Source organism: Paenibacillus sp. N3.4 (assembly GCF_008017805.1).
GTDB lineage: Bacteria > Bacillota > Bacilli > Paenibacillales > NBRC-103111 > Paenibacillus_E.
On the sequence record NZ_VRTT01000069.1, the window covers coordinates 1 to 12,048 of the forward strand.

Here is a 12,048-nt window from a genome sequence, read left to right on the forward strand (position 1 = left end):
ACTACACGAACTGTCGGAACGACAGGGTTAGCTTGGTAAACTTCTCTTCGTTAGAAGAGACTACCCAAGAATCTCGTGACTTTAGTCATGAGAGGTTCAAGAGATTAATTAAGCATTGACGTAGTTTTTTGGAATCTCCTAGGATGAAGAGTGGCGCTTCGGTTTCGTGGGAAAGTTCAATTGTGACTAAGCGCTGAGTGGCATAAGGTGTGATGAAACGCAGTATGGCATCCAACTCTGCTTTCATATCCAGTTGTTCTTGCAAGTTCGCGGCTGGCTTGGCATAATTCAAATAATCGCTAATCATGGTGGTTGCTTGATCAATGCCTGATAAGGCAAGCTCCATATAACGTTTGTGATCATGAACCGTAATTTCTTTTTGAGCTAAAAGTTGCAGGAAGCCGCGTGTTGAGGTTAATGGATTCCGGACTTCGTGAGAAATGGTGGCCGCCATTTGACCGATCATCCGGTCCTTTTCTAACAATAAAAGGCGTTGTTTATGCACCTCGTTTTTCTTAACATAAAATAATAAATATGTGACCATCCAAACAGATGGGAACGAAAGCAGCATGGTGTATTGAGCATACAAAGATAATTGAGGAACGAACATCACATATAATACGTCATACATGATCAACATTCCGGTAGCGTAAAGCAGCTTAACTCCAAGTTTCTGCTTATGCGTCGCATGTTTCCGGATATATCCAGAAATCAAAAGGATCGAGCTGCTCACAAGGACTGGCTGTGAAAAATGATTAAACAAAACTAAACATCCGATGTTGAAGCAAATCCATGTCATCCAAGAGGGAGTGATTCCGAGAAAAAGCAGAACAATAATTAAGCATACAGGAAATAAGTGGAGACTATAGATGTAAGGATTAATATCTTCAAATCCCCAGTACAAAAATACCAGAGCAATTAGAATAATAGCGAATAAATATTTAAGCTGTTTTTCATTGTTCAAGAAGATGGGGGTTAGCACTAAATGAATGAATATAGCGCTCATGATGTAGAAGAGACCATGCAGCTCGTAAGACATGATCGAGTGAAGCAATGGAAAACCATCCTTTCCGTTAGAAGAAAATGTCATTATTTTCTACATTATCGCACATAATTCGACTAGATCAAGGGCGTGATCGTGTTTAAATGCTAAAGATTTGATAAAGACCTATAGTGTATTTGGCGTAAACAGCTGTATAATTAGGAAAAATGAATTGCAAACGTTTACAATTATGAGGGATTGGAAAACGAGGAGCGATGATGATGAAGGCATGCTCACAGGTATGTGGAATTGTTTTTAATCCAATTGATGAGGATTATGTTGACATTTGTGAGGATTGCGAACGTGAAGAGGGGGAAATCCAATCCGAGGATGAACAATGCGGTTCGCGAAGCTACTATCTTGGAGCATGCGGCCTTATTATCGATTACTTACTTTGACCGAATTTCGTAAAAAACAGTTGATTACAAGAAATTTCTTGTTACAATGAAATGAGAATAGATTTACTATTCTTACTATTGCTTTAGGATGCAGTTCATTTTTGAAAGGAGACCACCATGGTAACTTTACCTAAATTGAACGATCTCGGTTTTTTCGAGATTAGACTGGAATCCATCGGAGGGCTTGGCGCTAATTTAGCTGGTAAAATGCTGGCGGAAGCGGGAGTCGTTGGGGTGGGATTGAACGGGGTTAGCTTTTCTTCCTACGGGTCGGAAAAGAAAGGGTCTGCGGTAAAAGCACATATTAGATTCTGTGACATGGAGACGAATATTCGTGATACTTCTCCTGTTGAACGACCACATGTGGTGGGTGTTTTTCATGAATCGCTTTCCAAAACTGTAAACGTTATCAGTGGCATCTATGAGGATAGTACAGTCTTAGTAAATTCAACGAAAACCCCTGATGAGCTGAAGGAAAAAATGAAGTTGAGAGGCGGTACCATTGCAGTCATCGATGCCATTGGCATTTCTCTCGAAGAGAAAAACCGCGTTAATATGGCGATGCTAGGCGCATTGTTCCGTTTGTGCGATTTTCTTGATCCCGATGTTATGCGAGGGGTTATCCGAAAATCGCTTGAAAAGAAATATCCGCAAGCCGTTGCACCTGCACTGCGAACCTTTGATCGGGGGTACGAAGAAGTACAATTTCAAACGTATGCGCTTCCTCAAGGTGAAACCATGCCGGAATTTGTACGTTATGATACTCCTGTTCTCGGATACGCGACACAGCCATTCGGCGGCGTGATTACCAACCCGGGCAATAGTATACTGAAAGATCTCAGTATTTCACGAGCGGGTATGATGCCTCATTTCCATGAAGATAAGTGTATACATTGTGCTTCGTGTGACAATGTTTGTCCTGACTTTTGTTTTGTATGGGATGAGCTCCCTGACAAAAAAGGACGTCCCCAAATGTTCCTGCAAGGTATTGATTATCAATACTGCAAGGGCTGCTTGAAATGTGTACAGGCTTGTCCAACCGATGCGCTCTCCAATGCGCGCGAAGAAGATGGCTATGCCGATGCGCATCGAATACCGCATCGATTCAATCTGGCTATAAACTCTTAATACAGAGAGTACTTATGGGAGAAGGGTGGAACTGACGCATGGCCATTGATGTGAAGAAAGAATTGGGGCAAGCCAAGGTTGAGCAGCGCATTGTGTACGAGTCAGGGAACGAAATGGCAGCATATGCCGCTCATCAAATCAATTATCATATTATGGGATATTTTCCTATATCACCGTCTACAGAGGTTGCTCAGTTTCTGGATTTAATGAAAACGAACGGTCAACATGATATTGTTCTCATTCCTGCTGATGGCGAACATGGTTCCGCAGGTGTCTGTTATGGAGCTTCTACGGCAGGAGGTCGGGTATTCAACGCGACTAGCGCCAATGGTTATTTGTATATGCTGGAACAAATGCCCGTGCAATCGGGAACTCGATTCCCCATGGTGATGAATTTAGTTTGCCGCTCAGTATCCGGTCCATTGAACATCCACGGAGACCATTCTGATCTGTATTATGCGTTAAATACAGGATGGCCTATTTTGATGTGTCGCGACCCGCAAGCGGTCTACGATATGAATATTATGGCCTTGAAGCTTGCCGAAGACGCTGATGTTCGTTTGCCTGTATTAGTTGCTTCCGATGGCTACTTTACATCCCATCAGAAGCGCAGGGTACAAACCTTTGCACATCGTGCTGATGTACAGGCTTTCGTTGGCGAGAAGCCGCAAGGCTATCCAGATACGCTTGATCGTAATAATCCGATCACCGTAGGCCCTTACATGAATGAGCCGGATTACATTAACAACTGTTATCAGCAGTCTGTAGCGATGTATAACGCCGGAGAAGTGTATGACCGCATACGGCAGGAATATGCCGAATTGACAGGGCGTGATTATCCGATCCTGGATCAATATCGGATGGATGATGCGGAGGTAGCGGTGTTCTTAATGAATTCAGCTTCCGAAATCATTAAGGACGTCGTGGACCAATTTCGTGAGAAAGGCATTAAGGCGGGGGCGTTGGCGCCGAACATGATTAGACCTTTCCCAGCTGCGCAGATTGCTGAGGCCCTGAAGCATATCAAGGCAGTCACAGTAGGCGATCGCGCGGATTCTTATGGGGGCCATGGCGGTAACATGGTCAATGAAATAAAAGCGGCGCTATTCACCTGTGGGAACCGGGATACGCTGGTAATAAGCCGTATATATGGGTTAGGCGGTAAAGATTTTTATGCCGAGGACGGGCACAATTTGTTCCAGTTCGCTATTGATGCGATGGAAAGCGGGAAAGTTGAAGTACCCTTCGATTATTATGGACACACGCCAGGCGACTCGGCAAAGGCGCCAAAGCGGGTGCTCACACCGATGAACTATGAAGATTTAAATACAGGACTCATCACGGTAACGCCGGATGAAACGACGGGCAAGTTAAACGTTCGTATTCCGCCGCTGCGTGCACTGACGAAAAAACCTAAACGAATCGCTCCAGGACATGGCGCATGTCCGGGGTGTGGGATCTTCTCCGGTTTGGAGCTATTCTTTAAGGGCATCGAAGGAGACATTGTTTCAATCTTCCACACAGGCTGTGCAATGGTTGTAACGACTGGTTATCCGTATTCGGCACATAAGGCGACCTATATTCACAATTTGTTCCAGAATGGCGCTGCGACCCTCTCAGGGGTTGTAGAGATGTTCTGGGAGCGTAAACGGCGGGGAGAGCTTGATTATTTGAATTTGAAAGATGATTTCACCTTCGTCATGATTACAGGAGACGGCGGCATGGACATCGGGATGGGGCCGGCAATCGGCGCCGCACTGCGCAACCATCGCATGATTATACTTGAGTACGATAACGAGGGCTATATGAATACAGGCGCTCAATTGTCCTATTCCACACCTATGGGTCATCGCACCTCGACATCAAACGTAGGAAAAAACCAAGGCGGTAAAGTGTTTCATCATAAGGACACAGCTCAAATAATGGCAGCTACTCATATTCCTTATGTATTCACAGGTTCAGAAGCCTATCCGCAGGATCTTGTGAAAAAGGCAGCAAAAGCACAGTGGTATGCTCAGCACGAAGGATTGGTGTATGGGAAAATCCTGATTGCTTGCCCGCTGAATTGGTTGTCTGACGATCAGGAAGGTTCAAATATTGTGGGCGCAGCCGTTGATTCTTGTTTCTTTCCTCTCTACGAGGTTGAGCATGGGGTCACGACCATTACTTACAATCCGGAGGATAAAAGCAAGAAAATCCCTCTATCTGACTGGCTGAAAACAATGGGCAAAACGAAACATATGACCAAGCCGGAATATGAGGACTCGTTGAAAACGTTCGAAAAGGAAGTCGAGCGTAGATGGAATATGCTAAAAGCAAAACACGAGAACGCGTACTTGTAGTTATAATTCGAAGGCACGATCACCATTATGGTGCTCGTGCCTTTTTATGGAGGAATAGCAAATGCCCTACGTATTGAAACAGAAAAAAACCGGATTAATATATTCTTGCATGCTCGTAAACCATTATGGGCTGGCCTATTATGGGGTGAAATTTTGGGGTGAACACCAAGAGGCAGAAGAGAATTTTGAACGATTTCTGAATACTGTTGGCATGAAAGAGAATGGTGAATGGGCTATTTTTGAGCTTGAGGAACGAGAAATGAAGCTGTGTAATGTGAAATTAAAAAATGATCCAAACTACGAATTAATCTGGCAGGATACACGAAAGCCACTTGTTCGAATAGTGGAAAATTAATCCTTGTAGTCAAATAGGCACGCGGACTCGGGGGATCGACAATAATCGCAACCAGATTGCTGGGAAGCAATGGGAAAATCGATTTTTGTATGGCGGCAGCGTTTTGCGATAAGTTGATGGTTCGATCATAGGAAGTTTGCCATATACTATAGATAGGGGCGGGTGCAGCCTTGGGCATCCGCTTCTTTTTCATTCTAAGGAGAAGGGGAGAACCTGATCTTTGAAACTTATGGCGACGACACATCCACTGGAATTTCGGAACACGACGGAAAGAGGTCTGAGTTTGAACATGGTTCACGAACGAATTCTCCATTTCATGCGATTGGACACCCAGGCCACTTACAAATTCATAATCGGAACGGATTGTCAGGTGCATCCGGGGCACACGAAATTCATTACCGGTATTGTCATCCAGCGCATGGGCAAAGGAGCATGGGCATGCTATCGTCAAGTGATTGTACAAAGAGCCTTACATTCCATCAGAGAAAAACTCTCGATGGAAACCGCTTTGAGTGAAGAAATTGCGATGTTCTTTGATGAGTCCAAGCGGCGCTCGATGGAAGATATCGTACTTCCTAATGTGTATCAAGGAGCTTCATTCGACATGTACATTCATATTGACGCAGGCGATGATAGAAATAAAAATCGCACAGCGAAGTACGTTCAAGAAATGATAAGTCGTGTAGAGACAATGGGTATGGTACCCGTAATTAAACCGGATTGCTATGTGGCCTCGTCCTATGCAAATCGCTATTCGAAAACGCCTTTTTACTCTGTTTATGACAGTCAAGAGGTAATGGAGAATGGTTTGCAAGATAACATGGAACCGTTAGTTCGAAGTGATCCCAGCGATCATTCGAGCTGACGGTTTTGTTTGCGTAAGAGATAGATGAACCGTATAAGAAAAGAGGATTTCCCATGCCGCGTAGCGAAATATTGCAGTGATAACCTGAGAGAGGGGGACTGTACAATGTCCAAAACGTTTATTATTGAGGCTGTTATGCTGGCGGTTCATGGTCAATTAATGTTGCCAGGGCAACCTGTTACCTATATGATTCCTTATACAAGCATTCAAGAATTGTATGAGCTTCAAACGGAAAGCGAACCTATCATGTTAGAACAAGAAGATGACGGTTTTGTGAAGCAGATGATCGGTGAGCTCATTGCTTTTTTTGAAGAATCGTTTAATAAGAAAAAAATTGAAAAAGCACTCTCTATGCCTTGGCGAAAAAGCCCGCCATTACCCATCAATGATCATGTAACCCTCGTCATTATTTTTGCCGTTGATAATGAAGAATACGGAGAAAGTTTCGACCCCATTGAGACAGAGCTTATTCTTACGGCTATTAAAGAGAAATCCGCTCTATTAACGGATCAGTTAGAGTTGATTGAGCGTCTTGTGCAGGCAGGCATTCCGATTGAAGCTTTTGATGTCGAGGATTTTGAATTCGCAGTCGAGGGCGACAATGAGGTTTAGATATGAATAAGGAGCTTCGAGTATGTTGATTAAAGATCAAGAGGAGCTTTTGAGCTCATTACCGGCTCATTGGTTTCCCGGAAAAAAATGGTCCATGCGTATAGGTACTGGCGGCATGAATAATACAACCCGTTTTGTTGCCGTTGAGGGCACCACTTACGTGATGCGCTTATACGAAACACATCGTGACCTCGATAAAATAATATTTGAACATCATATTCTCCTTGCCTTAGCCAAATATCCACTTCCCTATCGACTACCTATACCTATTCAGCTTCCTTCAGGTGAAACGGTCGTTCGATTGGATGATGAACAAGGGAAATTGGCAGCTTTATTCAGTTATACGGAAGGCTACAATCCAACTTGGGAACATCTGTTTCAGTTAAAACCTTTTGGGAAAGCAGTCGGACAGCTATCGAAAGCTCTGTCCACTATTCATGTGGCGCCTAATCCTGTGTATCCCCCTTATTATGAGATTGAACATATTCATCCGCGATGTTCGCCGGAAGCCATTCGTGAATTTTGCCTTCGTCCGTCAGAGGCATTCTTGTTTCAACGGGAGATGCTGACGTACATTTATGGTCGTTTTGCTGCCTTTTATGAAGCGATTCCAACACTCAGGAAGCTTCCGCATCAACTTGTTCACGGTGATATTAATGGTTCCAATATGCTAGTCGATGCAGAGGGACAAATCGCTGCCGTATTAGATTTTGAATTTGTGACCTGGGACCTTCGTGTGATGGAGTTAGCGGTCTGTTTATCGGATCTGATTGACCCAACACTGCCGGAAGAGGTTTTGAGACTGAAGTGTTCAGCCTTTTATGAGGGATATCGCGCTTCTGTTTGCTTAGAGGAAACAGAGTATCCGTATTTGCCACTATTAATTGAGCTTCGTCGGCTTGATGTATTCGTTCATTTCCTTGGGCGCTACTTTGACGGTGTTGATGCTCAAGGAGTTTTAGTCGATATTATTCACAACACGTATGACAAAACAAGATGGCTGCAATCGTATGGCGTCAAGCTGATACAAGACTTATCTAAATAGCCATTACTTTAATGTCGGCGATTGGACTATACTAAGTAAGTACATGGGGATTGAATCACTTAAGGAGGATAAATTATGGTCTATCAAGCAAGTTCTACCCGTTATGCAGAAATGAAATATAACCGTTCAGGGAAGTCAGGGTTGAAGCTCCCGGCGATTTCCTTAGGATTGTGGCACAACTTTGGCGGACTCGACCGTTATGAAAATGGGAAGGCTATGCTGCTTCGCTCCTTCGATCTGGGAATTACCCATTTTGATTTGGCGAACAACTATGGACCGCCACCAGGGTCAGCGGAGGAGCTATTCGGTAAGGTGATCAAAAGCGATTTGGCTCCATATCGTGATGAGCTGATTGTCTCAACGAAAGCCGGATACCATATGTGGGAAGGGCCTTATGGGGAGTGGGGATCGAAGAAATATCTTGTGTCCAGTTTGGATCAAAGCTTGAAGCGTATGAACCTGGAGTACGTTGATATTTTCTATTCGCATCGACCAGATCCAAACACACCTCTTGAAGAGACGATGACAGCACTAGATTTAATTGTTCGTCAAGGAAAAGCCTTGTATGTTGGCATTTCGAATTATACGGCTGAACAAACGAGAGAATCTGCGACAATCTTGAAGAGTTTAGGTACACCGCTGCTGATTCATCAGCCTTCTTATAGTATGTTGAATAGATGGATTGAGGATGGACTCCAAGATGTCCTGTATGAGTTCGGTGTGGGCAGCATTGCTTTTACACCTTTGGCTCAGGGACAGCTAACGAATAAATATTTAAACGGAATTCCAAGCGATTCCAGGGCTAGTGGAGATAGCGTATTTCTAAATACAAAGGATTTAACTGCGGATAAGCTGTCCAAAATTACGCAGTTGAATGAGCTGGCAGCTTCCCGCGGTCAAAGCTTAGCACAAATGGCATTGGCTTGGGTATTGCGCGGCGAGCGCGTCACATCTGCGTTAATAGGGGCCAGTCGTGTTTCTCAAATTGAGGATAATGTGGCAGCACTAAAAAATCTCGACTTCGCTCCGGAGGAGCTGGCGCAAATCGAAAAAATCCTGAAATAATTTCAGGATTCCGTTCGTTTATCAATCGCTTCAGACATTGTTTTGTCGGTTAGATGCGCATAGATTTGGGTTGTTTCCGGTGAGGCATGTCCTAACTGTTCCTGCGTCTTGTATAAGTCATTTTGCAGATAGTAATCTGTAGCGAAGGAATGACGCAGCTTATGAACAGACAAGTATGGTTTACCGAAGCGTTTGGCGTATTTAATCACTAATTCTTGGATAGCTCGTTTCGTTATACGCTCGCCTTCTTTTTTGCCGTTCGCGATGGCAAGGAAGAGGGCTTTTTCTTTCTTGACCGGTTTATAACGAAGCTGACGGATAGCCAAATAATCGGTTAATGCTTGAATAGCCTCCTGCCTGAAATAGACAGGTGTCTTGAAGGTATCATCATTCTTACCTTTGCGATACACGTGGGTTAGCTTTTTTTTAAGATCAATATCATCGGCATTCAGATTGAAAACCTCAGATACCCGAAGTCCTGAATTCAAAATAAGGGTAATGATGCAAGTGTCTCTAATTTTGTTTAACTCGTAAGAATACAAGGCTTGCTTGTTGGCAGCAACATCATGCTCATAGCCATTTTGCACATAGGCAATGAAATCAATAATTTCTTCTTCTTGTAAAAGCTTGCCCTCAAGTTTGGCTGCCGTATCTTTGGGCTTATTTGAACGTTTAATTTCAACTTTAGCCATGACATTCCGTTTCAGAAGCGGATAGAAGTCGTCATCTTCAGCAATCTGGCTTAAATAATGGAATAAAGAACGCAATGAAGACAGTTTGCGATTTATGGTGGATTTCATATTGGTGTGAGTCCTACGGGTGGCTAGGAACATTCGGAAGTTGTCAACGCTATCCATGTGCAGCCTTTCCAAATCTTCAAGCGGCACTTGTGACATGGAAGCGGCAGTGCTTAAGCCTTCAGCAAGCAGCCAAGATAAAAATATTTCATAATCTCGCACATATTCCAATAACGAGGAGGGAGAAAGATCAGGAAGCTTGTAATTAATGAATTTCTCTATGTACCAAGGCATTGTGGGGATTTTCTTCTCAAGTTCATTGCGGTCTTTCACTTTAATAATATTCATGGGTGTCATCACCTCTGCGCTTGTCTTCTTGCTGTTAGTATAGCAGTGGATGAAAAAAAAAGGTAGAAAAGTCTAGATTTTTTTCTTGATATTCTGTACTATAAACAAATAGGAGATGATCTGATGAATTCTAGCAAAGTTTCCTTTCAAACGGTACATCGCAAGCAAATTGTCGATGATGTTGTGGAGCAACTCCAAAAGAAAATCTCTCTGGGCGAGATTGCCATCGGGCTCAAATTCCAACTGAACCTGAATTAATGGCACAATTTGGTGTGGGGCGTTCAACCATTCGAGAAGCGGTTCGTGTTCTTGCACATGCAGGTATGCTGGAGAAGCGTCAAGGACATGGCACATTCGTGATCGGTGATGCAAGCAAGCAGGAACCACTAGACTACCGATTGCGTCGGGCAGAGGTGCTTGATGTCTATGAGGTCAGGTTAATACTGGAATTAGAAATTGCCAAGTGGGCGGCTGAACGCCGCGATGAACATGACTTAGAGCAGATTCGCAACTTTTTGGAAATTCGCAATCAAGCTTTAGTCTCTGGTGATCACCAACAATACCTTGATGCGGATGTCGCCTTTCATTTAGCTATTGCAGCGGCTGCCAAAAATCCGGTCATTGTAGACTTATATCGCTCATTTTCTAATGTACTGCGTACGGCTCTGGACAAATTACTGACAGACCCACGGCATGAAAACAACCAGACAGAGCTGCATATTCAAATGTATGAGGCAATCCGGGATCAGGACCCGGCAAAAGCAATGGCTTGTACATTGAATCAATTGGAAGGCACCAAGAAAGAACTAGAGAAAAGATTACTTTAGTAGTCTTTTCGAATTAAACGTCAGATGATATAACGAATTTAATTAGGGGGAGTTTTACATGAATCAGTCTGCTGTAATTAGCAAGCAAGCCAGTTCAATGGCATTATCTATACTTTTTGCTGTAAGCTTTGTTCATTTGCTCAATGATGCGATACAATCTGTTATCCCATCGATGTTTCCACTGCTGCAGGAAACGATGCATCTTACTTTTGGCCAAATTGGTATGATTGGTTTTGTACTCAATATTACAGCCTCTTTGTTGCAACCACTTATTGGTCTATATACCGATAAGAAACCGATGCCCTACATACTACCGGTTGGTGTTTTATTCTCTTTAGTAGGAGTTGCCGGCTTAGCCTATGCACCTAATTATGCGGTACTGCTGTTATTTGTCATCTTGATCGGCATAGGATCCGCGGTACTGCACCCTGAATCCTCTCGTGTAGCCCATTTAGCCTCAGGAACTCGCAAAGGGCTCGCACAATCGATCTTTCAGTTAGGTGGGAATACGGGGCAAGCGATAGCACCTATATTAACTGCGTTTGTGTTTGTGCAATATGGGCAGAAAAGCATGATTTGGTTTACGCTGTTTGCTGCACTAGCTGTTATTGTGCAATTTCGAGTAGCACAGTGGTATAAAAAAGACTTGTCACAGCGTGCGGCGAGAGCAGCTGTGAAACCCGTTGTGAAAAGGGAATCTCATCTTAAAAAAGGTACGATTGTCCTGTCGATGACGATTCTGATTACCCTCTTGTTCTCTAAATTTGTTTATTTAGCCAGCATGAATGGTTATTATTCCTTTTTCCTCATTGACCGCTTTGGCTTTACGATCAAGCAGTCCCAATTTTATTTGTTTATTCTGTTGTTTGCAGGGATGGCGGGTACATTTTTTGGCGGCCCGCTCGCTGATAGGTTCGGGAAACGTAATATTATATGGTTTTCGATTTTAGGGACGGCTCCATTTTCATTGCTGCTTCCTTATGCGTCTCCGACAGCTGCTGTTTTCTTGTTGATTTGTATTGGGGTTATTTTGATGTCTGGTTTCTCGGTAATCATCGTTTACGCACAGCAGCTATTGCCTGGTCGAGTAGGCTTGGTCGCGGGCTTGTTCTTTGGTTTGGGATTTGGTTTAGGTGGTATTGGATCGGCGGTGCTTGGAGCAATTGCGGATACGACAAGTGTTGCTTTCGTCATTAAATTGTGTGCATATTTACCACTTCTTGGCGTATTAACGATCCTATTGCCATCTGATCGGACACTGCAAGGAGAAGTTAAGTAGGAGGG

13 protein-coding genes are annotated in these 12,048 nt (G+C 43.6%); 11 read left to right on the top strand and 2 right to left on the bottom strand.

Annotated features, from left to right (window positions below):
* Window positions 1-85: 85 nt before the first annotated feature.
* On the bottom strand, window positions 86-1,039 hold the full coding sequence (locus FU659_RS26725; RefSeq protein ID WP_187274419.1) for a sensor histidine kinase: 954 nt from the start codon (window positions 1,037-1,039) through the stop codon (window positions 86-88).
* Between the two features lie 218 nt (window positions 1,040-1,257).
* Here FU659_RS26725 and FU659_RS36535 point away from each other — a divergent pair, with 218 nt between their 5' ends.
* From FU659_RS36535 to mgrA, 8 genes are all read left to right on the top strand, one after another.
* On the top strand, window positions 1,258-1,440 hold the full coding sequence (locus FU659_RS36535; RefSeq protein ID WP_147950361.1) for a hypothetical protein: 183 nt from the start codon (window positions 1,258-1,260) through the stop codon (window positions 1,438-1,440).
* A 117-nt stretch (window positions 1,441-1,557) separates the two neighbouring features.
* Complete coding sequence (locus FU659_RS26735; RefSeq protein ID WP_147950362.1) at window positions 1,558-2,568, top strand: 2-oxoacid:acceptor oxidoreductase family protein; 1,011 nt, start codon at window positions 1,558-1,560, stop codon at window positions 2,566-2,568.
* Between the two features lie 38 nt (window positions 2,569-2,606).
* Window positions 2,607-4,910: a thiamine pyrophosphate-dependent enzyme gene (locus FU659_RS26740; protein WP_147950363.1), complete on the top strand. Its 2,304-nt coding sequence runs from the start codon at window positions 2,607-2,609 to the stop codon at window positions 4,908-4,910.
* Window positions 4,911-4,971: 61 nt separating this feature from the next.
* Window positions 4,972-5,265, top strand: coding sequence for a hypothetical protein (locus tag FU659_RS26745; protein ID WP_147950364.1), 294 nt, complete (start codon window positions 4,972-4,974; stop codon window positions 5,263-5,265).
* 229 nt (window positions 5,266-5,494) lie between these two features.
* Window positions 5,495-6,130: a ribonuclease H-like YkuK family protein gene (locus tag FU659_RS26750; protein ID WP_147950388.1), complete on the top strand. Its 636-nt coding sequence runs from the start codon at window positions 5,495-5,497 to the stop codon at window positions 6,128-6,130.
* A 105-nt stretch (window positions 6,131-6,235) separates the two neighbouring features.
* On the top strand, window positions 6,236-6,742 hold the full coding sequence (locus tag FU659_RS26755; protein ID WP_147950365.1) for an ADP-heptose synthase: 507 nt from the start codon (window positions 6,236-6,238) through the stop codon (window positions 6,740-6,742).
* Between the two features lie 22 nt (window positions 6,743-6,764).
* The gene (locus FU659_RS26760; RefSeq protein WP_147950366.1) at window positions 6,765-7,787 is read left to right on the top strand and encodes a phosphotransferase; all 1,023 of its coding nucleotides are present in this window, start codon (window positions 6,765-6,767) and stop codon (window positions 7,785-7,787) included.
* 75 nt (window positions 7,788-7,862) lie between these two features.
* Complete coding sequence (gene mgrA, locus FU659_RS26765; protein WP_147950367.1) at window positions 7,863-8,852, top strand: L-glyceraldehyde 3-phosphate reductase; 990 nt, start codon at window positions 7,863-7,865, stop codon at window positions 8,850-8,852.
* A gap of 2 nt (window positions 8,853-8,854) precedes the next feature.
* On the opposite strand, the gene xerS is transcribed toward mgrA, so the two are convergent.
* The gene (gene xerS, locus FU659_RS26770) at window positions 8,855-9,937 is read right to left on the bottom strand and encodes a tyrosine recombinase XerS (RefSeq protein ID WP_147950368.1); all 1,083 of its coding nucleotides are present in this window, start codon (window positions 9,935-9,937) and stop codon (window positions 8,855-8,857) included.
* A 123-nt stretch (window positions 9,938-10,060) separates the two neighbouring features.
* On the opposite strand from xerS, the gene FU659_RS37695 reads away from it, so the two are divergent.
* From FU659_RS37695 to FU659_RS26780, 3 genes are read left to right on the top strand one after another with little or no spacing between them, the layout of a single operon-like run.
* Window positions 10,061-10,195: a hypothetical protein gene (locus FU659_RS37695; RefSeq protein WP_261808073.1), complete on the top strand. Its 135-nt coding sequence runs from the start codon at window positions 10,061-10,063 to the stop codon at window positions 10,193-10,195.
* Window positions 10,195-10,764, top strand: a complete 570-nt coding sequence (locus FU659_RS26775; RefSeq protein ID WP_261808074.1) for a FadR/GntR family transcriptional regulator — start codon at window positions 10,195-10,197, stop codon at window positions 10,762-10,764. The genes FU659_RS37695 and FU659_RS26775 overlap by 1 nt, the downstream gene beginning before the upstream one ends.
* Before the next feature lie 58 nt (window positions 10,765-10,822).
* A complete protein-coding gene (locus FU659_RS26780) occupies window positions 10,823-12,043 on the top strand; it encodes an MFS transporter (protein ID WP_147950369.1) in 1,221 nt (406 codons plus the stop codon).
* The last annotated feature ends 5 nt before the right edge of the window (window positions 12,044-12,048 follow it).

Bases quoted from the DNA above. Each gene is read 5' to 3' on its own strand.
- FU659_RS26725 (WP_187274419.1), bottom strand. From the start codon at position 1,039: ATGTCTTACGAGCTGCATGGTCTCTTCTACATCATGAGCGCTATATTC.
- FU659_RS26780 (WP_147950369.1), top strand. From the start codon at position 10,823: ATGAATCAGTCTGCTGTAATTAGCAAGCAAGCCAGTTCAATGGCATTA.
- FU659_RS26760 (WP_147950366.1), top strand. From the start codon at position 6,765: ATGTTGATTAAAGATCAAGAGGAGCTTTTGAGCTCATTACCGGCTCAT.
- FU659_RS26740 (WP_147950363.1), top strand. From the start codon at position 2,607: ATGGCCATTGATGTGAAGAAAGAATTGGGGCAAGCCAAGGTTGAGCAG.
- FU659_RS36535 (WP_147950361.1), top strand. From the start codon at position 1,258: ATGATGATGAAGGCATGCTCACAGGTATGTGGAATTGTTTTTAATCCA.
- FU659_RS26750 (WP_147950388.1), top strand. From the start codon at position 5,495: ATGGCGACGACACATCCACTGGAATTTCGGAACACGACGGAAAGAGGT.
- FU659_RS37695 (WP_261808073.1), top strand. From the start codon at position 10,061: ATGAATTCTAGCAAAGTTTCCTTTCAAACGGTACATCGCAAGCAAATT.
- xerS (WP_147950368.1), bottom strand. From the start codon at position 9,937: ATGAATATTATTAAAGTGAAAGACCGCAATGAACTTGAGAAGAAAATC.
- mgrA (WP_147950367.1), top strand. From the start codon at position 7,863: ATGGTCTATCAAGCAAGTTCTACCCGTTATGCAGAAATGAAATATAAC.
- FU659_RS26755 (WP_147950365.1), top strand. From the start codon at position 6,236: ATGTCCAAAACGTTTATTATTGAGGCTGTTATGCTGGCGGTTCATGGT.
- FU659_RS26745 (WP_147950364.1), top strand. From the start codon at position 4,972: ATGCCCTACGTATTGAAACAGAAAAAAACCGGATTAATATATTCTTGC.
- FU659_RS26735 (WP_147950362.1), top strand. From the start codon at position 1,558: ATGGTAACTTTACCTAAATTGAACGATCTCGGTTTTTTCGAGATTAGA.
- FU659_RS26775 (WP_261808074.1), top strand. From the start codon at position 10,195: ATGGCACAATTTGGTGTGGGGCGTTCAACCATTCGAGAAGCGGTTCGT.